General features: G+C 69.8%; 20 protein-coding genes. 7 read left to right on the forward strand and 13 right to left on the reverse strand.

Annotated features, from left to right (window positions below; translation table 11 throughout):
• Positions 1–74 precede the first annotated feature (74 nt).
• From J3P31_RS03660 to J3P31_RS03685, 6 genes are all read right to left on the reverse strand, one after another.
• Positions 75–476 carry a F0F1 ATP synthase subunit epsilon gene (locus J3P31_RS03660; protein ID WP_210527046.1) on the reverse strand — a complete coding sequence of 134 codons (402 nt, stop codon included), beginning with the start codon at positions 474–476 and terminating at the stop codon, positions 75–77.
• A gap of 4 nt (positions 477–480) precedes the next feature.
• Positions 481–1911 (reverse strand): F0F1 ATP synthase subunit beta, encoded by a 1431-nt coding sequence (gene atpD / locus J3P31_RS03665; RefSeq protein ID WP_210527047.1) that lies wholly within the window; start codon positions 1909–1911, stop codon positions 481–483.
• A gap of 84 nt (positions 1912–1995) precedes the next feature.
• Positions 1996–2862, reverse strand: a complete 867-nt coding sequence (locus tag J3P31_RS03670) for a F0F1 ATP synthase subunit gamma (RefSeq protein WP_210527048.1) — start codon at positions 2860–2862, stop codon at positions 1996–1998.
• A 14-nt stretch (positions 2863–2876) separates the two neighbouring features.
• Positions 2877–4415 (reverse strand): F0F1 ATP synthase subunit alpha, encoded by a 1539-nt coding sequence (atpA, locus tag J3P31_RS03675; protein ID WP_210527270.1) that lies wholly within the window; start codon positions 4413–4415, stop codon positions 2877–2879.
• Positions 4415–4981: a F0F1 ATP synthase subunit delta gene (locus J3P31_RS03680; RefSeq protein WP_210527049.1), complete on the reverse strand. Its 567-nt coding sequence runs from the start codon at positions 4979–4981 to the stop codon at positions 4415–4417. The genes atpA and J3P31_RS03680 overlap by 1 nt, the downstream gene beginning before the upstream one ends.
• A 180-nt stretch (positions 4982–5161) precedes the next feature.
• A complete protein-coding gene (locus J3P31_RS03685) occupies positions 5162–5914 on the reverse strand; it encodes a class I SAM-dependent methyltransferase (RefSeq protein WP_210527050.1) in 753 nt (250 codons plus the stop codon).
• Between the two features lie 74 nt (positions 5915–5988).
• Between J3P31_RS03685 and gloB the strand changes: the two genes are divergently transcribed.
• The 4 genes from gloB (at position 5989) to J3P31_RS03705 (ending at position 11262) form a co-directional block, all read left to right on the forward strand.
• Positions 5989–6765 (forward strand): hydroxyacylglutathione hydrolase, encoded by a 777-nt coding sequence (gloB, locus tag J3P31_RS03690; RefSeq protein WP_210527271.1) that lies wholly within the window; start codon positions 5989–5991, stop codon positions 6763–6765.
• A gap of 217 nt (positions 6766–6982) precedes the next feature.
• Complete coding sequence (clpA, locus tag J3P31_RS03695; protein ID WP_210527051.1) at positions 6983–9313, forward strand: ATP-dependent Clp protease ATP-binding subunit ClpA; 2331 nt, start codon at positions 6983–6985, stop codon at positions 9311–9313.
• A 174-nt stretch (positions 9314–9487) separates the two neighbouring features.
• Positions 9488–10450 carry a M23 family metallopeptidase gene (locus tag J3P31_RS03700; protein WP_368373008.1) on the forward strand — a complete coding sequence of 321 codons (963 nt, stop codon included), beginning with the start codon at positions 9488–9490 and terminating at the stop codon, positions 10448–10450.
• Positions 10451–10713: 263 nt separating this feature from the next.
• Positions 10714–11262 (forward strand): flavodoxin domain-containing protein, encoded by a 549-nt coding sequence (locus J3P31_RS03705; RefSeq protein ID WP_210527053.1) that lies wholly within the window; start codon positions 10714–10716, stop codon positions 11260–11262.
• On the opposite strand, the gene J3P31_RS03710 is transcribed toward J3P31_RS03705, so the two are convergent.
• The 3 genes from J3P31_RS03710 to J3P31_RS03720 form a co-directional block, all read right to left on the reverse strand.
• Complete coding sequence (locus tag J3P31_RS03710) at positions 11243–13543, reverse strand: peptidoglycan -binding protein (RefSeq protein ID WP_210527054.1); 2301 nt, start codon at positions 13541–13543, stop codon at positions 11243–11245. The genes J3P31_RS03705 and J3P31_RS03710 overlap by 20 nt on opposite strands.
• 3 nt (positions 13544–13546) lie before the next feature.
• Entirely contained in the window at positions 13547–14728 is a 1182-nt protein-coding gene (locus tag J3P31_RS03715; RefSeq protein ID WP_210527055.1) for a biopolymer transporter ExbB, read from the reverse strand.
• Positions 14729–14830: 102 nt separating this feature from the next.
• Positions 14831–15352 (reverse strand): gamma-glutamylcyclotransferase, encoded by a 522-nt coding sequence (locus J3P31_RS03720; RefSeq protein ID WP_210527056.1) that lies wholly within the window; start codon positions 15350–15352, stop codon positions 14831–14833.
• Positions 15353–15425: 73 nt separating this feature from the next.
• Here J3P31_RS03720 and J3P31_RS03725 point away from each other — a divergent pair, with 73 nt between their 5' ends.
• The gene (locus J3P31_RS03725; protein WP_210527057.1) at positions 15426–16373 is read left to right on the forward strand and encodes a DUF2125 domain-containing protein; all 948 of its coding nucleotides are present in this window, start codon (positions 15426–15428) and stop codon (positions 16371–16373) included.
• Positions 16374–16396: 23 nt separating this feature from the next.
• On the opposite strand, the gene J3P31_RS03730 is transcribed toward J3P31_RS03725, so the two are convergent.
• The 3 genes from J3P31_RS03730 to J3P31_RS03740 form a co-directional block, all read right to left on the reverse strand.
• A complete protein-coding gene (locus J3P31_RS03730) occupies positions 16397–17311 on the reverse strand; it encodes a prephenate/arogenate dehydrogenase family protein (protein ID WP_210527058.1) in 915 nt (304 codons plus the stop codon).
• A complete protein-coding gene (hisC, locus tag J3P31_RS03735) occupies positions 17308–18360 on the reverse strand; it encodes a histidinol-phosphate transaminase (protein ID WP_246849287.1) in 1053 nt (350 codons plus the stop codon). Before hisC ends, J3P31_RS03730 begins: the two co-directional genes overlap by 4 nt.
• Positions 18361–18444: 84 nt before the next feature.
• Positions 18445–19047 (reverse strand): DsbA family protein, encoded by a 603-nt coding sequence (locus tag J3P31_RS03740; RefSeq protein ID WP_210527060.1) that lies wholly within the window; start codon positions 19045–19047, stop codon positions 18445–18447.
• A 315-nt stretch (positions 19048–19362) separates the two neighbouring features.
• On the opposite strand from J3P31_RS03740, the gene J3P31_RS21740 reads away from it, so the two are divergent.
• Positions 19363–20553: a calcium-binding protein gene (locus tag J3P31_RS21740; protein WP_210527061.1), complete on the forward strand. Its 1191-nt coding sequence runs from the start codon at positions 19363–19365 to the stop codon at positions 20551–20553.
• Between the two features lie 94 nt (positions 20554–20647).
• Positions 20648–20917: a WYL domain-containing protein gene (locus J3P31_RS03750; RefSeq protein ID WP_210527062.1), complete on the forward strand. Its 270-nt coding sequence runs from the start codon at positions 20648–20650 to the stop codon at positions 20915–20917.
• A 16-nt stretch (positions 20918–20933) separates the two neighbouring features.
• On the opposite strand, the gene J3P31_RS03755 is transcribed toward J3P31_RS03750, so the two are convergent.
• The gene (locus J3P31_RS03755) at positions 20934–22382 is read right to left on the reverse strand and encodes a homospermidine synthase (protein WP_210527063.1); all 1449 of its coding nucleotides are present in this window, start codon (positions 22380–22382) and stop codon (positions 20934–20936) included.
• Positions 22383–22467: the final 85 nt, after the last annotated feature.

Below are 22467 nucleotides of genomic sequence, written 5' to 3' on the forward strand. Positions count from 1 at the left end.
CTTTCATCTGGCCAGGGCGGAAACAGAACGGGCCCCGCGTTGCCGCGAGGCCCTTGTTCATCATCGAGCCCGGATCAGCGGAGGCCGATCGACTCGATGTCGGCGAGGGCCTTGGCGGCCTCGTCCACGCGGGTCGTGTCGCCGGTCGCCTGGGCGGCAGTGACCGCCTCGCGAGCTTCGGCCACCATGCGGGCATGGACGTCCGCCGTCACCTGGGCACGGGGAAGCGCCTGCTCGGCCAGCACCGAGACGTTGGTCGCCGTGATCTCGGCAAAGCCGCCGGAGACCACGAAGTCCTCAGTGCCGCCGGTGTGGACGACGCGCAGGATGCCGGGCCGCAGCGTGGTGATGGTGGGGACATGCCCCGCCATCGCCGTCAGATCCCCGTCCGTGCCGGGGATCTGCACCTCGCGCGCCGTGACGGAGGACAGCCTCCGCTCCGGGCTCACGAGGTCGAACTGGAGCGTGTCGGCCATGGGATCAGGCCGCCGCCGCCAGACGCTCGGCCTTGGCGATCACTTCCTTGATGCCGCCGACCATGTAGAAGGCCGCTTCGGGAAGGTGGTCGTATTCGCCGTTCACCACGGCCTTGAACGAGGCGATGGTTTCCTCGATCGGCACCTGCACGCCCGGCGAGCCGGTGAAGACCTGCGCCACGTCGAAGGGCTGCGACAGGAAGCGCTGGATCTTGCGGGCGCGGGCCACCGTCAGCTTGTCTTCTTCGGACAGCTCGTCCATCCCGAGGATGGCGATGATGTCCTGCAGCGACTTGTAGCGCTGGAGGATCCCCTGCACCGCGCGGGCGGTGTCGTAGTGCTCCTGCCCCACGATCTGCGGGTCGAGGATGCGCGACGTGGAGTCGAGCGGGTCCACGGCCGGGTAGATCCCGAGCTCGGAGATGGCGCGCGACAGCACGGTGGTGGCGTCGAGGTGGGCGAAGGACGTGGCCGGCGCGGGGTCGGTCAGGTCGTCGGCCGGAACGTAGATCGCCTGCACCGAGGTGATCGAGCCATTCTTGGTCGAGGTGATCCGCTCCTGCAGCACGCCCATGTCGGTGGCGAGCGTCGGCTGGTAGCCCACGGCCGAAGGAATACGGCCGAGAAGGGCCGACACTTCGGACCCGGCCTGGGTGAAGCGGAAGATGTTGTCCACGAAGAACAGCACGTCGGTGCCGGACGCGTCGCGGAACTGCTCGGCGATGGTGAGGCCGGTCAGGGCCACGCGGGCGCGCGCTCCCGGCGGTTCGTTCATCTGGCCGTAGACGAGAGCCACCTTGGACTTCTCGAGCTCGTCCATGTTGATGACGCCGGACTCGATGAACTCGTGGTAAAGGTCGTTGCCTTCCCGGGTCCGCTCACCCACGCCGGCGAACACGGAGAAGCCCGAGTGCACCTTGGCGATGTTGTTGATGAGCTCCTGGATGAGCACGGTCTTGCCCACGCCGGCGCCGCCGAACAGGCCGATCTTGCCGCCCTTGGAATAGGGGGCGAGCAGGTCGATGACCTTGATGCCGGTGACGAGGATGGTGGACTCGGTCGACTGCTCCTCGAAGGCGGGGGCGTCGGCGTGGATCGGGCGGGACTCGGTCGCGGCGACCGGGCCCTTTTCGTCCACGGGCTCGCCCACGACGTTCAGGATGCGGCCCAGCGTGCCCGGCCCCACGGGGACCGAGATCGGCGCGCCGGTGTCGGCCACGGCGGCGCCGCGCACCAGACCGTCGGTCGCGTCCATGGCGATGGCGCGGACGGTGCTTTCACCGAGGTGCTGCGCCACCTCGAGGACGAGGCGCTTGCCGTTGTTGGTGGTTTCCAGGGCGTTCAGAATCGCGGGCAGGTGCCCGTCGAACTGCACGTCCACGACGGCGCCGATCACCTGGGTGATCTTGCCGCTGGGGGTGGCGTCCAGTGCCATTGCGTCTCTCCTCGTGTGTCGGTGTGGGGGCGGTCCCCCAAGTTCTGGTCGTCCGGCCGCCCGAGGGGGCCAGGGGGCGCGGGCTTAGACCGCCTCCGCCCCCGAGATGATTTCGATGAGTTCCTTGGTGATCGCGGCCTGGCGGCTCCGGTTGTACTGGATTGTCAGCCGGTCGATCATGTCGCCCGCGTTGCGCGTGGCGTTGTCCATGGCCGACATCCGGGCGCCCTGCTCGGACGCCGCGTTCTCCAGCAGGGCCGAGAAGATCTGCGTGGCCACGCCGCGCGGCAGCAGGTCGGCCAGGATGGCCTCCTCGCCGGGTTCGTAGTCGTAGTTGGCCGACGCGCCCGTGTCCTCGAAGGTCGCCGGGATCACCTGCCGCGTCGTCGGGACCTGGGAGATCACCGACTGGAAGCGGTTGAAGAAGATCGTGGCGACGTCGAACTCACCGGCCTCGTAGCGGGCGATGAGGTCGCGGGCGATCCGCTGGCCGACCGTGTAGCCCAGACGACGCTCGGCCGAGAGGTCGACGTGGGCGACGAAGTACTGGCCCAGGTCGCGCCGCAGCGCGTCGCGGCCCTTCTTGCCCACGGTCAGGATCCTGACCGTCTTGCCGGCGGCCAGGAGCCGCTGCGCCTCGACCCGCGCCATCCGGGCGATCGAGGAGTTGAACGCGCCGCAGAGGCCCCGTTCGGAGGTCATCACGACCAGCATGTGCACCTGGTCGCGTCCCGTCCCGGCCAGCAGCGCGGGGGCCGCGGGCGAACCCGCGGTCCCGGCGGCCAGCCCGGCCATCACGGCGTTGAACCGTTCGGTGTAGGGACGCGCCGCTTCCGCCGCGTCCTGCGCGCGGCGGAGCTTGGCCGCCGCGACCATCTGCATGGCCTTGGTGATCTTCCGGGTGGATTTCACCGAGGCGATGCGGTTCTTCAGGTCCTTTAGGCTGGGCATCCCCTATCCCACCCTTACGCGAAGTCGCGCGCGTATTCGTCGAGCGCGGAGCGGATCGCCTTTTCGGCGTCGCCCGCGATCTTCGGATCCTGCCCCGTGATCATGTCGAGCACGTCGCGGCGGCGGTTGCGCAGGTGGTTCAGGAGGCCCGCTTCCCAGCGGCCGACCTGGTTCACCGGAACCTTGTCGAGGTAGCCCTTGGTGCCCGCGTAGATGACGCAGACGATCTCGGCGTTGGTGAGCGGCGAGTACTGGGGCTGCTTCATCAGCTCGGTCAGGCGCGCGCCGCGGTTCAGCAGCTGCTGGGTCGAGGCGTCGAGGTCCGAGCCGAACTGCGCGAAGGCGGCCATCTCGCGGTACTGCGCGAGCTCCAGCTTCACGGGACCGGCGACCGACTTCATGGCCTTGGTCTGGGCCGAGGAGCCCACGCGCGACACCGACAGACCCGTGTTCACGGCCGGGCGGATGCCCTGGTAGAACAGTTCGGATTCCAGGAAGATCTGGCCGTCGGTGATCGAGATCACGTTGGTCGGGATGTAGGCCGAGATGTCGCCCGCCTGGGTTTCCACGATGGGAAGGGCGGTGAGCGAGCCCGCGCCGTTGTCCTCGTTCAGCTTGGCCGAACGTTCCAGCAGGCGGGAGTGGAGGTAGAACACGTCGCCCGGATAGGCTTCGCGTCCCGGCGGACGGCGCAGGAGCAGCGACATCTGGCGGTAGGCCACGGCCTGCTTGGACAGGTCGTCATAGATGATCACGGCGTGGCGGCCGTTGTCGCGGAAGTATTCCGCCATCGCGGTCGCGGCGTAGGGCGCCAGGAACTGCATCGGCGCGGGGTCCGAGGCGGTCGCGGCCACGACGATCGTGTAGGCGATGGCGCCGGTTTCCTCGAGGCGGCGCACCAGCTGGGCGACGGTCGAGCGCTTCTGGCCCACGGCGACGTAGACGCAGTAGAGCTTCTTGCTCTCGTCGGCGCCGGCGGCCTCGTTGTAGACACGCTGGTTGATGATCGCGTCGAGCGCGATGGCCGACTTGCCGGTCTGGCGGTCGCCGATGATCAGCTCGCGCTGGCCGCGGCCGATCGGGATCATGGCGTCCACGGCCTTGAGGCCGGTCGCCATCGGCTCGTGCACCGACTTGCGCGGGATGATGCCGGGGGCCTTCACGTCAGCGACGCGGGTCTCGGTCGCGGCGATCGGGCCCTTGCCGTCGAGCGGATTGCCCAGCGCGTCGACGACGCGGCCCAGCAGCGCGTCACCGGCGGGGACGGACACAATGGACTGCGTGCGCTTGACGACGTCGCCTTCCTTGATGTCCCGGTCCGAGCCGAAGATCACGCAGCCGACGTTGTCGGCTTCGAGGTTGAGCGCCATCCCCATGATGCCGCCGGGGAACTCGACCATCTCGCCGGCCTGGATGTTGTCCAGACCGTAGATGCGCGCGATGCCGTCGCCCACGGACAGCACCCGACCCACCTCGGCCACCTCCGCCTCGCGGCCGAAGTTCCTGATCTGGTCCCGAAGGATCGCCGAAATCTCGGCCGCTTGGATCGCCATCATCCCACCTCTTTCATCATGTTCTGCAACCGGCCGAGCTTCGCGCGGATCGAGGTGTCGATCATGCGCGACCCGAGCCGAACGACAAGCCCGCCAATGAGCGACTCGTCCACCTTGGTCCGTAGTCTGATCCGCTTGCCTTCGCGGGCCGCGAGGGTCTCGCCCAGGCGGCGTTCCTGTTCGGGCGTCAGCGGCTGGGCCGAGACGACCTCGGCCGTGACCTCGCCGCGCGCCTGGCTCAGCCGTTCGCGGAGGCTGGCGACAAGCTGGGGCAGCACGAAAAGCCGCCGCTTCTGGGCCATCAGGCCCAGCACGTTGCGCATCACGGGCGTCAGGCCCATGCGATCCGCGATGGCCGCGATCGCCGCGCCCTGTTCGTCGCGGGTGTAGATGGGGGACGAGATCAGCGTCCGCAAGTCTGCGCTGTCCTGAAGGGCCGCCTCGAGGGCGTCGAGGTCGGACTCCACGCCGTCCAGCATCCCCTCCTCGCGCGCGAGGTCGAAGACGGCCTGGGCATAGCGGTTGGCGATGCCGGTCGAGATCGAAGCTGGTTCGGACACGTCCACCCTTTCGTTTGTCGTTGGCCTCCGGCCGCCCTCCGCAGATTCGCCCTGCGCCAAGCGTCCGCCCGGGGCCCGGCCCCGGCGGAGGCGTTCATTCGTGGGCGCGTCTAGCAGAGCATTCCGGGGGTCGCAACGGCTTGGAAAGGGTATTTGACACGCAAGCGCCCGGGTGGGCGCCACCGGTCAGGGCAGCGTGCTGCGGCCCACCGGAGCGGGCAGGCCCTGGGGGATCGAGAGGGGCCGGCGGACGGCCTCGGCCAGGCCCGGACGGGTCGGGTTCGCGACCTGCTTGCAGGCCTCGACCATGAGCACCCCGCCCGCGGCGAAGACCGGCAGATGCCGGCCGGCCTGCTCCATCATGCCGCCGACGCGACGCCAGAACCTTTTGGCCGAGGGGGGCTGGTACAGCGTCGAATGCCCCCGTTCGATGGTGAAGCGGTGACGCCGCAGCACGACCTCGAGCTGCCCCATGGAGTAGGGCCGCCCATAGCCGAAGGGGGTGGCGTCCGACCGCGACCAGAGCCCCGCCCGGTTGGGCACGATGAACACCGCCCGCCCGCCCGGCCCCAGCACGCGCCAGCATTCCTCGAGCAGCGCGGCGGGATGCTCGCTCACCTCGAGGCCGTGCATCACCACGAGCTTGTCGATGAAGCCGGTGGAGATCGGCCAAAGCGTCTCCTCGCAGAGGAGGGACACGTTGGGCTGCCCGGCGGGCCAGGGCATCACGCCCTGCGGCCCCGGCATGAGGCCGATGACCCGGCGCGCCTGCCCGAGGAAGGGCCGCAGCAGCGGCACGGCAAAGCCGTAGCCCGCCACGGCCTGCCCCCTCGCCTCGGGCCAGAGCTGCAGGAGTTCGTCACGGATCACGCGCTGCGCGGCGCGGCCCAGCGCGCTGCGGTAGTAGAAGTCCCGGAGTTCGGTCACATCTAGATGCATGCGAAGCTTCGCATCGCCGGCCGCGGTCCCTTGCAGGTTCGGCCATGACCATACCAAGAGAAGGCGCCCCCGCCATGCCCCAGAACGACGCCCCGCTCACGCTTGTCACCGTGCCGTGCCTCCAGGACAACTACGCCTTTCTCCTCCATGAGGCGGCCACGGGCCGGACGGCGCTGGTGGACGCCCCCGAGGCGGGGCCGATCCGCGCGGAGCTGGAGCGTCGCGGCTGGCGGCTGACGGACATCCTGATCACCCACCACCACGCCGATCACGTCGACGGCGTCGCCGGGCTGCGGGACGGCGCGCGCGTGATCGGCGCCCGCGCCGACGCCCACCGGCTGCCGCCCCTGGACCTCCTGGTGTCCCCCGGCGAGACGGTCACCGTCTGCGGCGAGGACGCGCATGTCATCGACGTGCCGGGCCACACCATCGGCCATGTCGCCTACCACTTCCCCCGCTCGGGGATCGTGTTCACGGCGGACAGCCTGATGGCGCTGGGCTGCGGGCGGCTCTTCGAGGGGACGGCCGCGCAGATGTGGGAGTCGCTCCGGCGGCTTCGGGCGCTGCCGCCCGAGACGATCGTGTGCTCCGGGCACGAGTACACGTCCGGGAACGCGCGGTTCGCCCTGTCGGTGGATGGCCACAACGCCGCGCTCCGGGCCCGGGCCGAAGCCGTCCGCCAGGCCCGCGAGAGGGGGGAGCCGACGGTGCCGTCCCGGCTTTCGGACGAGATCGCGACCAACCCCTTCTTGCGGGCGGACGACCCCGCACTTAAGTCCGCGATGGGGATGCCGGACCGCCCCGACGCAGAGGTGTTCGGCGCGATCCGCTCCGCGAAGGACAGGTTCTGACGACGCCCAGGAATCGGGCAGTCCATGACACGCCCTGGCCCACTCCGGACCTTATCGGCGCCCCATCCGGGGCGCATGTCGCCATCCCATGGGATCGTGATCGGCCTGCCCAAAAAAACCGCTTGAAGCGCGGGCGCAAACACCGATCTTTAAACCCAAGAGGCCCAAGGTCGTGCGGGGCCAGTCCCCTCCCGGCCCCCGATAGAGGAGCACGCAAGTGCCGTCTTTCTCGACCACTCTCGAGCAGTCCATCCATCAGGCGCTTGCGATCGCCAACAGCAAGCGCCACGAGCTCGCCACCCTTGAACACCTTCTTCTCGCCCTGATCGACGAGCCGGACGCCGCCCGCGTGATGCGCGCCTGCTCGGTCGACCTCAAGGAGTTGAGAAAGAACCTCGAAGACTTCATCGACGACGACCTGTCCACCCTTGTCACCGACGTCGAGGGCTCGGAGGCGGTGCCGACCGCCGCCTTCCAGCGGGTGATCCAGCGGGCCGCCATCCACGTCCAGTCCTCGGGCCGGACGGAAGTGACGGGCGCCAACGTCCTGGTCGCGATCTTCGCGGAACGGGAAAGCAACGCCGCGTATTTCCTGCAAGAGCAGGACATGACCCGCTACGACGCCGTGAACTTCATCGCGCACGGCGTGGCCAAGGATCCCGCCTTCGGCGAGTCGCGGCCGATCACGGGTGCCAGCTCCTCCTCGTCCAAGAACGAGGAGCACGAGAAGTCCGAGTCCTCCGACGACAAGGAGAGCGCCCTGTCCAAGTACTGCGTCGATCTCAACGCCAAGTCCCGCAAGGGCGATGTGGACCCCCTCATCGGCCGCGAGGAGGAGGTCGAGCGCTGCATCCAGGTGCTCTGCCGCCGCCGCAAGAACAACCCGCTCCTCGTCGGCGATCCCGGCGTGGGCAAGACCGCCATCGCCGAAGGGCTCGCCTGGAAGATCGTCAACGGCGAGGTTCCGGACGTGCTGGCCGGGGCGACCATCTTCTCGCTCGACATGGGGGCGCTGCTCGCCGGCACCCGCTACCGCGGCGACTTCGAGGAGCGTCTGAAGGCCGTCGTCAACGAGCTCGAGCAGCACCCCGACGCGGTTCTGTTCATCGACGAGATCCACACCGTGATCGGCGCGGGGGCGACCTCGGGCGGCGCGATGGACGCGTCCAACCTGCTCAAGCCCGCGCTGCAGGGCGGCAAGCTGCGCTGCATGGGCTCGACCACCTACAAGGAGTTCCGCCAGCACTTCGAGAAGGACCGCGCGCTGTCGCGGCGCTTCCAGAAGATCGACGTGAACGAGCCGTCGGTGGAAGACACCGTGAAGATCCTCACGGGCCTCAAGCCCTATTTCGAGGAGCATCACAACATCAAGTACACCTCGGACGCGATCCGCATCGCGGTCGAGCTGTCGGCCCGTTACATCAACGACCGCAAGCTGCCCGACAAGGCGATCGATGTCATCGACGAGGCCGGGGCCGCGCAGCACCTGATCCCGAACAGCAAGCGCCGCAAGACCATCGGCGCCAAGGAGATCGAGGCCGTCGTGGCCAAGATCGCCCGCATCCCGCCCAAGAACGTCTCCAAGGACGACGCCGAGGTGCTCAAGGACCTCGAAGGCGCCCTGAAGCGGGTGGTGTTCGGCCAGGATGCCGCCATCGTGGCGCTGTCCTCGGCGATCAAGCTGGCGCGCGCCGGCCTGCGCGAGCCCGAGAAGCCCATCGGCAACTACCTGTTCGCCGGGCCGACCGGGGTCGGGAAGACCGAGGTCGCCAAGCAGCTCGCCGACACGCTGGGCGTGGAACTGCTGCGCTTCGACATGTCCGAGTACATGGAGAAGCACGCGGTCTCGCGGCTCATCGGCGCGCCTCCGGGCTATGTCGGCTTCGACCAGGGCGGGATGCTCACGGACGGGGTGGACCAGCACCCGCACTGCGTGCTCCTCCTCGACGAGATCGAGAAGGCGCACCCGGACGTCTACAACATCCTCCTGCAGGTCATGGACCACGGGAAGCTCACCGACCATAACGGCCGCCAGGTGGACTTCCGCAACGTGATCCTGATCATGACGTCGAACGCGGGTGCTGCGGACATGGCCAAGGCGGCCATCGGCTTCGGCCGCGACCGCCGCGAGGGCGAGGACACCGCCGCCATCGAGCGGACCTTCACGCCCGAGTTCCGGAACCGCCTCGACGCCGTGATCTCCTTCGCGCCGCTGTCCAAGGAGGTCATCCACCAGGTGGTCGAGAAGTTCGTCCTCCAGCTGGAGGCGCAGCTCATGGACCGCCACGTCCATATCGAGCTGTCGCCCGAGGCGGCCGCCTGGCTGGGCGACAAGGGCTACGACGACAAGATGGGCGCACGTCCCCTGGGCCGCGTGATCCAGGAGAACATCAAGAAGCCGCTGGCCGAGGAACTGCTCTTCGGCAAACTGACCAAGGGCGGCGTGGTTCGCGTCGGCGTCAAGGACGACAAGCTCGACCTCCAGTACGAGCCGACGTCGGTCCCACGGCTCACCGACAACAAGCCGCCGCTCCTGACGGCCGAATGATCCAGCGAGCGCCGCCCCCCGGGGCGGCGCTTTGCATTTGGGAGGGGCCAGGCGACCCCGTCCCTGGACGGACCGACGCGCAGGCTCCTGATGGGCCGGGATCGCTCGCTGGCCTCCGACATGCGGCGTCGGCCATGGTCCCTGCTCGGGCCGGGCCTCATGAGGAGATCCGTCGTGCGACCCCAACCCCTGCTGGCGCTCGTCCTGCTCGCATCGCCTGTGCAGGCCTTCGATCTCACTTTTCCAGTCGCCTGCACGCCGGGGCAGGACTGCTACCTCCAGAATCTGTTCGACCACGACGCCGGCCCGGACGCGCGGGACGCCGCCTGCGGGCCGCTGGCCTATGACGCGCATGATGGGACGGACATCGCCCTTCCCACGCTCCGGGATCAGGCCCGAGGCGTCGAGGTGATGGCCGCAGCGGATGGAACCGTCCTGGGGGCGCGGGATGGCATGGCGGATGTGCCGCAGGACGCCCCGGATGCGCCGGAGATCGCAGGGCGGGAATGCGGAAACGGCGTGCTGATCCGCCACGAGGACGGGTGGGAGACGCAGTACTGCCACATGGCCCGGGGCTCGGTCGCCGTGCATGAGGGCGACACCGTCCGGGCAGGCCAGGTGCTGGGCCGCATCGGACTGTCGGGGGACACCGAGTTCCCGCATCTTCACCTCACGGTGCGCCGGGATGGCGTCGAGGTGGATCCGTTCGCGCCCGACAGCGCCGCGACCTGCGGCCCCCTGCCCCAGCCGAACCTCTGGGCCCAGCCGCTGGATTTTCCGCAGGGCGGCATCACCGACGCGGGGTTCGCGACCGGCGTCCCCGACTATGCCGCGATCCGCGCCGGGGTGGCCGAATCCGCCCCGCGACCCGACCAGCCCTTGGTGCTCTTCGGACTGATCTATGGCGGCCGCGCAGGCGACCGGGTCCGCCTCGCCGTCCGCGGGCCGGGGGGTGAGGAGATCCTCGGGCACGAGGAGCCCCTGGACCGGACCCAGGCGCTGCTCTTCCGGGCGGCAGGCCTGCGCGCACCGGACGGCGGCTGGCCGGCCGGCCTTTACGAGGGCACGGTCACCCTGCTGCGCGACGGGACCGAGCTCGGCCAGCTGTCCCGGTCCACGGAGATGCCGGGCCGCTAGGGGCAAGGACCGACCGTCTGAGTCCCCTTGGGCCTCGGGCTCAGGAGACGGCCCCGATCCCCGCGCCCGGATGCCGCGACGACCCTGCCAGACCTTGATCGAGGAGCCATGGCGTCAGGGACACAAGGTCCGACCTTGGCCGCGGAGCCGGGGCAGCCGATCGGCTTAAGAACGGGCCTCCGATGCGCCCAAAGGTTGACCGGGATCAAGGACGGACGATCCAGGGCGGGGCAAAAGGCCTGCGTCATCGCAGGGAGAACGCCATGACCGTCCTCATCCTTTACGCCACCACCGAAGGGCAGACCCGCAAGATCGCCCGCCGCGCCGCGACGCACCTCATCGCGGAAGGTCATTCCGTGGAGCTGCTGCCCGTCGGCGAGGCCGGAGACCTGTCGCTGGACGGCTTCGAGAAGGTTCTGCTCCTGGCCTCGGTCCATGCCGGGCATTACCAGCCGGCGTTCATCGCCTACGCCAAGGCGCACCGCGACCAGCTGGCCCGGCGTTCGACCGCGTTCCTGTCGGTGTCGCTCTCGGCGGCCAGCGCAGAGCCGGAGGACCGTGAAGGGCTCGACGACGTGATCCGGCGGATGATCACCGAGACAGGCTGGGCCCCCGAACGGATCGAGCATGTGGCCGGGGCCTTCCGCTGGTCCGAATACGACCTGCTGCGGAACTGGGCCATGCGCTGGATCGCGTCCCAGCGCGACCCGTCCGTCCGCGCCGGACAGGACAAGGAATACACCGACTGGGCGGCGCTGGACCGGTTCCTCGATGCCTGGGTGGGCGAAGCGGTCAGCGTTCCGTCAGCTTGATCTCGATCCGCCGGTTGCGGGCGCGGCCCTCGGGGGTGCCGCTGGTGTCGATGGGCTGGAACTGCCCATAGCCGTTGGCCGACAGGCGGTTCGGAGGAATGCCTTCGAAATCCGACATCTGCCGGACCACCGACAGGGCGCGGGCCTGGCTCAGCTCCCAGTTGTCGCGGAACTGCCCCGACCCCGTGAGCGGGATGTCGTCCGTATGGCCGTCGACCTGGATCACCCAGTCGATGCCGGCAGGGATATCGGCCGAGATCTCGCGGAGGAGCGTCGCGACGCGCGCGATCTGGGCCCGGCCCTCGTCGGACAGCATCGCCCGGCCGGGCTCGAACAGCACCTCCGAGGAAAAGACGAAGCGGTCGCCCACCACCTGGATGCCTTCGCGTCCTTCCAGCAGGCGGCGCATGTTGCCGAAGAACTCGGACTTGTAGGTCTCGAGGTCCTGGGCCTGGGCCGCCAGACGCGCGGCCTCCTGCCGGGCCCGCTCCGCCTCGTCGGCCTGGCGCTGGCGCTCTTCCTCCTCGAGCTCGGCGCGGCGGCGCTCCTCGGCGGCGACCCGGGCCAGCGCCGTGTTGAGGTCGGCGCCAAGCGACTGGATCTGCACCTGAGCCTGCTTGTCCTCGTCCTCCGCCACGTCCAGGAGCGCCTGCAACGTCGCGATCTGCGTGCGAAGCTCCGACACCTGCTCGTTGAGGACCGCGACCTGGCGCTGGCTCTCGGCCGACAGGTCCTCCTGCCGGGCCAGCTCGGCCTGCGCGGTGGCCAGGAGCGAGGCCTGCCGCTCCGCCTCGGATTGCGTGTCCCGCGAGGACGCCTCGGAGGCGGCGACCTGCTCCAGCGCCTCGGCCAAGCGGGCGCGCAGGTCGGCCTCGGCCTGCCCGGAGGCCTGGGCCGCCTCGTCGCTCTGCTGCTGGCGCAGGACGGCCTCGGCCAGCCGTGAGGACAGGTCGTTCCGTTCGTCGGACAGGCGTTCCAGCTCCCGCTCTGCGGCCGCCCGGGCCTGGGTCTCGCGCGCGAGCTGCTGCTGGAGATCCGTGCGCTCGGCCTGGGCCGCCGTCAGCGCCCCGGCGGCGTCCTGCCCCTCGGCCTCGAGGGCCTGGAGCCGGGTCCGGGTTTCCTCCTCCCGCGCACGGGCGGCGTCGCGGTCGAGGATGGCCTGGGCCAGACGCTCCTGGGCGTCCTCCTGGCTCAGACGGGCCTGGGACAGCGCCTGCTGAAGCGCCTCCTGGGCCGTCTGGAGATCGCCCTGGGCCGTCTCCCGGTCCGCGAGGGCAGCAGCGAGGCGCGCCGAGAGCGAAGCCCCTTCGGCCTGCGACGCCTGCAGGGCATCCCGCGCCGCCTGAAGGTCGGCTTCGGTCGTCCGCTGGAGGCTCAGGGCGGCCAGCAGCCGGGCGTCGAGGTCGTCGCCCCGGGCCTGAGCATCGGTGGCCCGCTCCTCGGCCTGCTGCCGCGCGAGGATGGCAGCGGCAAGCTGGGTGTCCAGGTCATCGCGCGCGGCCTGGGCCGCGGCCAGGAGCGTCAGCGTGTCCTCGGCCTTCTTCCGTTCCTCCTCGAGCGACAGCGTCATCGCGGTGAGCTCGGCCTCGGAGTCGCGGAGCTGCGCGCGGAGCTGCTCGGCGGCGGCGGCATCGGCCAGGCGCTGCGCCTCGGCGTCGGACAGAGCCTGCCGCGCATCGGCCAGCGCCTCGCCCCCTTCGGCGGTGTCGTTCTGCAACGACCGGATGAGCTGCTCCAGCGCCTCGCGCCGGGCGGCGGCCAGCCGGGCCTGCTCCTGCCCCGCGTCGATTTCCTGCCGCGCGGAGGCGAGCGCCTGGTTCAGCGCCTCGGCCTCGTCGGCCTGCCGGGAGGTCTGCTCCTCGAGGGAGGCCACCCGGTTCCGCGCCCGGTCACGCTCGGTCAGGAGGGCCGCGACCTGCGCCTCGAACTCGGTGATCCGGCCCTGGGCGTCGGACAGCTGCTGCGCCTGGGTGTCCCGTTCCTGGGTCAGGCGGTCGATGACCGAGGCCTGCTCCCGGCTCTGGCGGTCCGCCTCGCCAAGGGTGCGGCTCAGCTCCTCCTCGCGGGTCTGCGACAGGCCGAGCGCATCGGTCAGCGACGCGACCTGGGCGGCAAGATCATCGAGCCGGGTCTGCTGGCCCGTGATCTGGTCGCGCAGGGTGAACTGGACGACAGTGAAGATCGTGAGAACGAACATCAGGACCAGCAGCAGGCCGGTCATGGCGTCCACGAAGCCCGGCCAGGTGTTCGCGTGCTGCCCTCGGCGTCGGGCGCGGAGCATCCCCTACCTCGATTCGTCGCGGAGCCGGGCGGGCGCCCGCAGCGTCCGTCCGAGGTTGGCCAGATCGGTCCGCAGCTCGGCCATGGTCTCCTGCCGGCCGGCCGAGATCTCCTCGAGGATGCGGAGGAGCTGCACGTCGATCGACCGCAGGCGCATCCGGCTTTCGGCGTCGGCCCCGCCCTCGGCCATCTGGGCGTTCAGCCGGTCGAGCGCCGCCACCATCCTTTCCTGCCCTTCGGCGATCCGGGCCAGGGCCGGGCCGTTGTCGCGTTCCTCGATCTTCTGGACGAGCTGGCCGATCAGGATGGCGAGGTCCCCCAGCCGCCGGTCGGTCTGCGCCCGGGTCATGTCCGACTGCGTGAACATCCGCTGGAGGGATTCCATCTGCTCGGCCATCGTGTCCACGACCTGCCCCATGATCGAGCCCTCGCCCGATCCGCCCTCCTCGCCCGAAAGGCCGACGCGCGTCATCGAGGACAGCCATTCCTCCAGCTCGCGGTAGAACCGGCCCTGCCCGTGCCCGGCAAAGAGTTCGAGCAGGCCGACGATGAGCGAGCCGGCCAGCCCCATGAGCGAGGACGAGAAGGCCGTCCCCATCCCGCCCAGCTGGCTTTCGAGCCCGGCCTGAAGGCGCGCGAAGATGTCGGCCCCCGTCTCGCCTTCGGCCGGGGTCAGCGTGCGGATGGTCTGGACCAGCGACGGGACCGTCGTGGCAAGGCCATAGAAGGTGCCGAGAAGCCCCAGGAAGATCAGGGTGCTCGACAGGTAGCGGGTGATCTCCTGATCCTCGTCCACCCGCGTCGCCACCGAATCGAGGATCGATCGCGTGGAGGTCGAGGTGAGCTGCATCCGCGCGCCCCGCGACCGCAGGAGCGAGGCCAGCGGCGCCAGCAGGGACGGCGGCGCGCGAAGCTCCCGGTCGCCCGGCTCGGACCGGGCGAAGGCCTCGATCCACGAGACCGACTGCATCAGCAGGATCACCTGCCGAAAGCAGCTCAGCACGCCCAGGGTGAACACCACGGCGATGACGGTGTTGAGGTAGACGTTGGTGAAGTAGATCGCTTCCAGCGTGCGGAAGCCCAGATAGGCCCCGGACAGCACGAGAGCGAGCACGATCAGCATCAGGCTGATCTGGCGCACCGGCTGAGAGAAATGCGGCGCGGCGCCGTTGTCCCGCTTGTCCATGCCCCCGCTGCGATCCCCGTCCTTGATCCCGACAGCGGCAGGCTAGAGGAGCGCGCCTGGAAACCCAAGCCCCGCCGGAGGGGCGTTTCCCCCGTCCAGGCCTCAGCCCCCGAGCGACCGGGTCCGCTGCATCAGGGCCTCGATCTCGGCGTCGTGGATGCCCAGCCGGTCGAACTGCGCGGCGGTGTTGGTCAGGTAGTCGAGGTTGGGGCCGCGCTGCCCTTGCGCCCGGGCGATGGTCCTGGCCTGGGTCTCGAGATCCACGCGGGCGTATTGCCGGTGCTCGCGCCGGATCACGTAGGCGACCGCCTCCACGACGCGGCCATCGGCCAGCGCCAGCGGAAGGCGCCTTTCCTGGTAGGCGTCCGACACCAGCTCCCGGGCGCGGAGCCCGTCGAGGACCTCGTCCGCCTTCGCCGGATCGGCCCGCAGGGCCAGCCCTTCGCAGAAAGCGCCGGCATCCTCGTCGAGCGCGAGCACAAGGCCGGGACGATCCTCGCTGCCGCGGTAGTGGAAGGACCACATGCAGAAGCTGCGGCGCCAGCCGTCGAGCCGCGCGCGCACCGACTCCACCGGCTCGAACCCCGCATCCCAGAGGAGCGATCCGTAAGCGAAGACCCACATGTCCATCGATTCCGTCACAAGGCTGGTTGCGTCCTGCCCGTCACCTATAGAAGACGGTGGAAAGGATCACGGGATGCGCGTTCTCTTTTTCGTGGTGGCCGTTCTGGCGGCCCTCTATGGCGGCTATTGGTTCGTGGGCTCGTCGCAGGTCGAGTCCCGCGCGCGCGCCGCGCTGGCCCAGCTCGAGGAGCGGGGCTGGGATGTCGCCTATTCCGACCTGTCCACCGAAGGGTTCCCGTCGCGGTTCGACACCACGGTGACCGACCTGCACCTGGCCACGCCGGGGGACCGCGTGACCTGGGACGCGCCCTTCGTCCAGCTTCTCGCGCTCAGCTATCGGCCGAATCAGGTGATCGCGATCTGGCCGCCCGAGCAGCGGCTCAGCGTCCTGGGGCAACCGCTCGACGTCACCTCGGATGGGCTGCGGGCCAGCGCGACCGTCGGCTGGTCCACGGACCTCCCCCTGGATCACGCCGTGGTGGAAAGCGGGCCGCTGAACGTCACCTCGGGGCCGGGATGGAACCTGTCGCTGGACCGGGTCCTGGCCGCGATCCGGACGGCGGGCCCCGCCGCCAACAGCTATGACATCTACCTTGAGGGCCAGGGGCTCAGGTCGGCCGCCATGGCCGGCGGGCTGGAGCAGATCCGGCTGGACACGCAGGCCGAGTTCGCCGCCCCGCTGGATCGGCGGCTGGAGGGGCCGCCGCAGCTCCGGCGCCTCACGATCCGGGACATCCGGCTGGCCCAGGGCGGCATCGCCCTGAGCGGGTCCGGCGGGCTCGCCCCCGATGACCAGGGCTTCGCGGCCGGAGAGGTCACGCTGGCCGTCGAGAACTGGCGCGGCCTTCTGGACGTGCTCGATCAGGCGGGCCTACTGCCCCTGGCGCAGCGGGCCTTCCTGCTCGCCCTGTTCGAGCAGCTTGCGCAGGGGCGGACGGATGTCAGCGTGCCGCTCACCTTCGCGGACGGAAGGGTCGAGGTGCTGGGCGTGGCCCTGCTGGAGGCTCCGCGCCTCAGGTGAGGCGCCCCCCCTGGACCGATCAATCAGGCGGCTGGCCCGGGCACCCGGCCGAAGTCCGGAGCGGCGGTGTCCTGACCGGCCTCGACGATGCCCCGCCGGATCGCGCGCGTCTTGGTGAAGTAGGCGTGCAGATGTGCGCCATCCCCCATCCGGATCGCCCGCTGCAGCGTGAACAGCTCCTCGGTGAAGCGGCCCAGGATGTCGAGGGTGGCGTCCCGGTTGGTCAGGAAGACGTCGCGCCACATCGTCGGGTCCGAGGCGGCGATCCGCGTGAAGTCCCGGAACCCCGAGGCCGAGTACTTGATGACCTCGCTGTTCGAGACCTGCTCCAGGTGGTCGGCCACGCCGACCATCGTGTAGGCGATCAGGTGAGGGGTGTGCGACACGACGGCGAGCACGAGGTCGTGGTGATCGGCGTCCATCTCGTCGACGTTGGCGCCCATCCCGCGCCACAGCTGGGCCAGGCGTTCGGTCGCCTGCCGGTCGGCGCCTTGCGGCACGAGAATGCACCAGCGGTTGTCGAAGAGCGTGGCGAAGCCTGAGCGCGGCCCCGAGTATTCCGTGCCGGCCAGGGGATGCGCCGGAATGAAATGGACCCCGGCGGGAACATGCGGGCCCACGGCCTCGATCACGGCGCGCTTGACCGAGCCCACGTCGCTCAGCGTCGCGCCGGGCTTGAGGACGGGGGCGATCTCCTCGGCGACGGCGCCCATGGCTCCGACCGGCACGCAGAGCACCACGAGGTCCGCGCCCTCGGCGGCCTCGCGCGCGGTGTCCACGACCCGGTCGCAAAGCCCGATCTCGCGGGCGACCTCGCGCGTTTCGGCGGTGCGGGCGTAGCCCACGATCTCCCCCGCGAGGCCGCCGCGCCGCATGGCATGGGCCATCGAGGAGGCGATCAGCCCCAGTCCGATCAGCGCGACGCGTTCGTAGATCACCTTACGCCCTTGAACTGGCCGATGGCGTGCGCCACCCGGCGGCAGGAAGCCTCGTCGCCGACGGTGATCCGCAGGCAGTGGGGCAGCTTGTAGCCCGCCACGCGGCGGACGATGATGCCCTCGCCCCGCAGGTGCGCGTCGCAGGCGTCGGCCTCAGCCGGGTCGGCGAAGCGGGCCAGGATGAAGTTCGCGGTGGACACATCCGAGGGCACGCCCATCTCGGCCAGCACGCGGGCCAGCCAGTCGCGCCAGCGGGCGTTCTCGGCCCGGCAGCGGACGACCCAGGCGCGGTCGCGCACGGCGGCCTCGGCGGCGGCCTGCGCGGCGGTGGACAGGTTGAACGGTCCCCGGATGCGGTTCAGCACGTCGATGATCGCCTGCGGGCCGTAGCCCCAGCCGACCCGCAGCCCCCCCAGGCCGTAGATCTTGGAAAAGGTGCGCGTCATGACGGCGTTGTCCCGCTCCGCAATCAGGGCGGTCCCGGCGTCATAGCCTTCGACGTATTCGGCATAGGCGCCGTCGAGCACCAGGATCGCCTGCGGCGGCAGCCCGTCGGCCAGGCGGCGCAGCTCGGTCTGGCCGATCATGGTGCCCGTCGGGTTGTTGGGGTTGGCCAGGAACACCAGCCGCGTCCGGTCCGTGCAGGCCGCCAGGATCGCGTCCACGTCGGTGGTCCGTTCCCGTTCCGGCACTTCCACGGGTGTCGCGCCCACGGCCAGCGCCGAGATGCGGTACATGGAGAAGCCGTGCTCGGTGTGGATGACCTCGTCGCCCGGGCCGGCATAGGCCTGGCACAGGAAGGTGATGATCTCGTCCGAGCCGACGCCGCAGATGATCCGCCTCGGATCGAGCTGCCACACCTCCCCGATCGCCTGCCGGAGCGCGGCGTGGTCGGTCGACGGATAGCGGTGGAGGTCGCGCACGGCGCGCCCGAAGGCCTCCCGGGCGGGCTCGGGCGCGCCCAGGGGGTTCTCGTTGGAGCTGAGCTTCAGGACGTTGGCCTTGCCCTCGAGATGCGAGACGCCGGCCTCGTAGAGGGCGATGTCCATGATGCCGGGCTGTGGAACGATCCTGGTCAAGGGGCTTTCTCCTGTCGTCGCCCTTCTAGCGACGCCGACACGGGGATGCCACTGTCAATTCACGGCCTTGGAGACCAGCGCCGACAGGCGTTCGGGGTCGTATTCCGAGGGCAGGACGCGCGCCGCCCCGTCCTTCAGCACGGCCAGCGTCGGAAAGCTGCGAAGCCCGATCCGCCGTCCCTGGGCCCAGACGGCTTCGGCCAGCTCGGCATCGTGGATGTCCGGAAGCTCCGGGCCCAGCCCCACCTCCGCCAGGAGGGGCGCATAGGTTTCGGCCTTGTTGAGGTCCCGTCCCTCCAGCGCATGAACCTCGATGACGCGGTGGGCGAAGTCGAGCGCGCGGTCCGGGGCGAGCCCCGCCACATGGGCAATGGCGATGCACGGCGGGCCGCTGTCCGCCATCACGCCGGGCCGGGCGATCAGGCGGAAGAAGGCGTCGGAGGGCTCCCGTCCCGTGACCTGCCGGAGCTGCGGCGCCGCGCCACGGATGAAGTCCGAAAGCTGCGCGTAAGGACGGACCCCCTCTTCGGCGAAGAGGCCGGCCATCACCAGCCGGATGGGGATGTCGGGGTGGTCCGCCCGCACCTGGCGCATGGCCGGAACGATGCCGAAGCACCAGCCGCAAAGCGGGTCGAAGCCGTAGATGAGTTCCGTCATGTCAGTTCCCCAGGGGTGACGCTTCGGCCGCGCCGCCGGGCGAAGGCGCAAGCCGGCCAGGCGGTCCCGGCGTCCACCCCCACGAGATGGCCACGGCAGGACGCTGCCGCAAGTGCCCCGCCCCGTCCGTGGCTCAATCAGCGCACGACGGCAGGAGCTCCGCACAACCCTCGGAGGGACCAGCCTTTTCGGGCAGCCCCCTTTCGCCGGTGCGGCTCGGAACTAGATCAGGGTCACTGGGGTCTTACCCGACCGGGTGCCGGCATGTGGCCGGTCCGGTCCTCGCGCCGGTTCGGGCGCGCTTCGGAGGAACGAATGCCGACCAACTTCTCATTCTCGTCCAACACGCTGACCGACGTCACATTCCTGTCCCGCGCCCTGTTCACCTCCGGGTCGGGCGGAGGCGTGGACGACCCGCGCTCGCAATCGATCATCGCGACCAACCAGACCATCGAGTCCAGCGGGGACGTGGACGTCTTCGCCATCTCGCTGAAGGCGGGGCAGACCTACACCTTCGACATCGACCGCGGGGCGGGCGGGTCCAACTCGATCGACCTCCAGCTCGATCTCATCAACGACCGGGGCAGCCGCGTCGCCACGAGCGACGATGCCGGGGGCGGCGACGATCCCCGCCTGGTCATCAAGCCCGACACCTCGGGCATCTACTACGTCGCCGTGCATCAGGACCGGAACGACTACATCAACGGGGAATTCCGGTTCGACGACGACGGGTCCGACCGGGGCGACTACATCTTCAGCCTGTCCACCCCCAAGCTCCCCAGCCTCCAGTCGCTTTCGGACTCGAGCAACGACCGCTCCTTCTCGGACAGCGCGCAGCGCGTCCTGGCGCTCGCGGGGAACGACACGCTGCGGATGAGGGGGGGCGACGACATCGCCCATGGCGGGTCGGGCAATGACCAGCTTTATGGCGGCTCGGGCACCGACGAGCTCTTCGGCAGCACCGGCGACGACCGGCTGTTCGGCGGCAGCTCGCGCGACATGCTGGTCGGCGGCTCCGGCTTCGACCGGCTCTATGGCGGCGACGGTGGTGACGACCTGAACGCCGGCGCGGGGAACGACCTTCTTCTGGGCGAATCCGGCGCCGACACCATCTGGGGCGAATCCGGCAAGGACCGGATCTACGGCGGCGGCGGCGACGACTTCATCCGCGGCGGCTTTGGCGTCGACACCCTGTACGGCGGCACCGGCGATGACACCTTCCATTTCCTTCGCGGCGAAGGCCCGGCCAGCGACGTCCAGGTCGAGGATCGGATCGAGGATCTGGAGTCCGGCGACCGGATCGACTTCAGCGACCTTTACAGCGGCACGCTCGAGTGGCGGGGCACCGGCAGCTTCACCGACGCCTTCCAGGTGCGCGCCGTCGTCCTGGAGAACGGCTATATCGACGTGCGGGTGAACCTGGACTTCGACTCCGGGAGCGAGCTCGAGGTGCTGGTGGACATCGACGACGGCTCCTCGCTGGGCAGCAGCGACTTCATTCTCTGAAGCCCCTGGCGGCCGCCTGGCCTGTCCGGGCGGCCCGTCCCGGCGCGGGGGAACGGGACGGCCCCGGAGGGCCGTCCCTTGCAGGGAGGCCGCCATGACCGAGAAGCTCCTGCGACAGGCCATCGCCGATCGCCGGGTGATCGAATTCCGCTACCACGGCGAACTTCGCACCGTCGAACCCTACCGGCTCGGCCTCGACGGGGGCCGGGTGCGCCTGATGGGATGGCAGGCCCGCAAGGGCTGGCGCAGCTTCTATGCCGACGACATGGAAGACCTGGAGCTGACCTCCCGCACCTTCCTCGATCCAAGGGAAGGCTATGTGCGCGGCGACGACCGCATGGACCGGATCCTGGCCGAGGTCTAGGCCGCCGCGCCGCCCCTCAGGTCGCCAGCACGTTGATGAAGGCCCAGGGCTCGTGGTCGTCGTGCTCCTCGGGGAAGAGGTCCCACCGCGTCGCGAGCGGCGTCCAGTCGGTGTAGTGCGCCTCGACCGGCCCGAGATAGGGTCTCTGGATCTCCAGGCAGCGCGCATGGTCCATCTCGTCGGTTTCGACGATCCCGGCCCGCGGGTTCTCCAGCGCCCAGACCATGCCCGCCACGATGGCCGAGGCCACCTGCAGCCCCGTCGCGTTCTGGAGCGGCGCAAGACGGCGCGCCTCGTCGTTGGATAGCCGCGACCCGTACCAGAGCGCGTTCCGTTCGTGCCCGAAGAGCAGCACCCCCAGCTCGTCCCCACCTTCCGTGATCTCGTCGGCGGTCAGGATCTCCTGGCGGGCCTGCTTGCTGCCGGACCCGAACATCTCGTGCAGGGACAGGATCGCCTCGTCGCAGGGATGATAGGCGTAATGGCAGGTCGGGCGGAACTCGGGCGACGAGGGGTCCCCGACCGTATAGTAGTCGCTGATCGAGATCGCCTCGTTGTGGGTGACCAGAAAGCCGTATTGCGGTCCGGGGGTCGGGCACCAGGTGTGGACGCGGGTGATCGCGCCGGGGCGCTCCAGCCAGATGGCGGCCTGGCAGCCCGTCTCGAACCGATGGCCGTTCTCGGGGAACCAGGGCTCGAAGGTGCCCCAGCCCAGCTCGGCGGGCTGGAAGCCCTCGGCGATGAAGCCCTCGACCGACCAGGTGTTGACGAAGGTGCCGCGCGGGCGCGGACGCGGGCGGGCCTGGGTGTCCCGCTCGGCGATGTGGAGCCCCTTGACGCCCAGGGCCTGCATGAGACGGGCCCAGCCCTCGCGGTCCCTGGGGGCGCTGACCTCGCGCCCGGTATCTGCGGCGAGGCGCAGGAGCGCCTCCTTGACGAACCAGGACACCATGCCGGGGTTCGCGCCGCAGCAGCTGACCGCAGTGGGCCCGCCGGGGTTGCGGGCGGCCTCGTCCCGGACCGCCTGCCGGAGCGCATAGTTGGTGCGGGCCGCGTTGTCCTCGGTCTCGAAGTAGAAGCCGGCCCAGGGCTCCACGACGGTGTCGATGTAAAGGACGCCGATCTCGCGGCAGAACTTCATGACGTCGAGCGAGGACACATCCACCGAGACGTTCACGCAGAAGCCGGGGCCGCCGTCGAACAGGCCGCCCAGCACCTCCCGGAAGTTGTCGCGCGTCAGGCCCAGATTCAGGTGGTTGATCCGGTGCTGGGTGAGCCAGTTGCTCATGTCCGGATCGGGGTCGATCACCGTCAGCTTCGAGGCGTCGTACTGGAAGTGCCGTTCGATGAGGGGCAGGACCCCCATGCCGATCGAGCCGAAGCCGATGATGACCACCGCGCCTTCGATGCGGGCGTGGACGGGATGGCTGGGGGCGGTGCGCCCGCGAGGTGCTGTCTGGACCATGATCCCATTCCTTTGCACCGAACGCTTGGCTTCGGCAACGAAAAGACCCGTCGCAGGGTTCTGCGACAGGCCTGTGTCGTCCGGC

Origin of the sequence: Rubellimicrobium arenae, assembly GCF_017916275.1 — a bacterium.
Taxonomy (GTDB): domain Bacteria; phylum Pseudomonadota; class Alphaproteobacteria; order Rhodobacterales; family Rhodobacteraceae; genus Rubellimicrobium; species Rubellimicrobium arenae.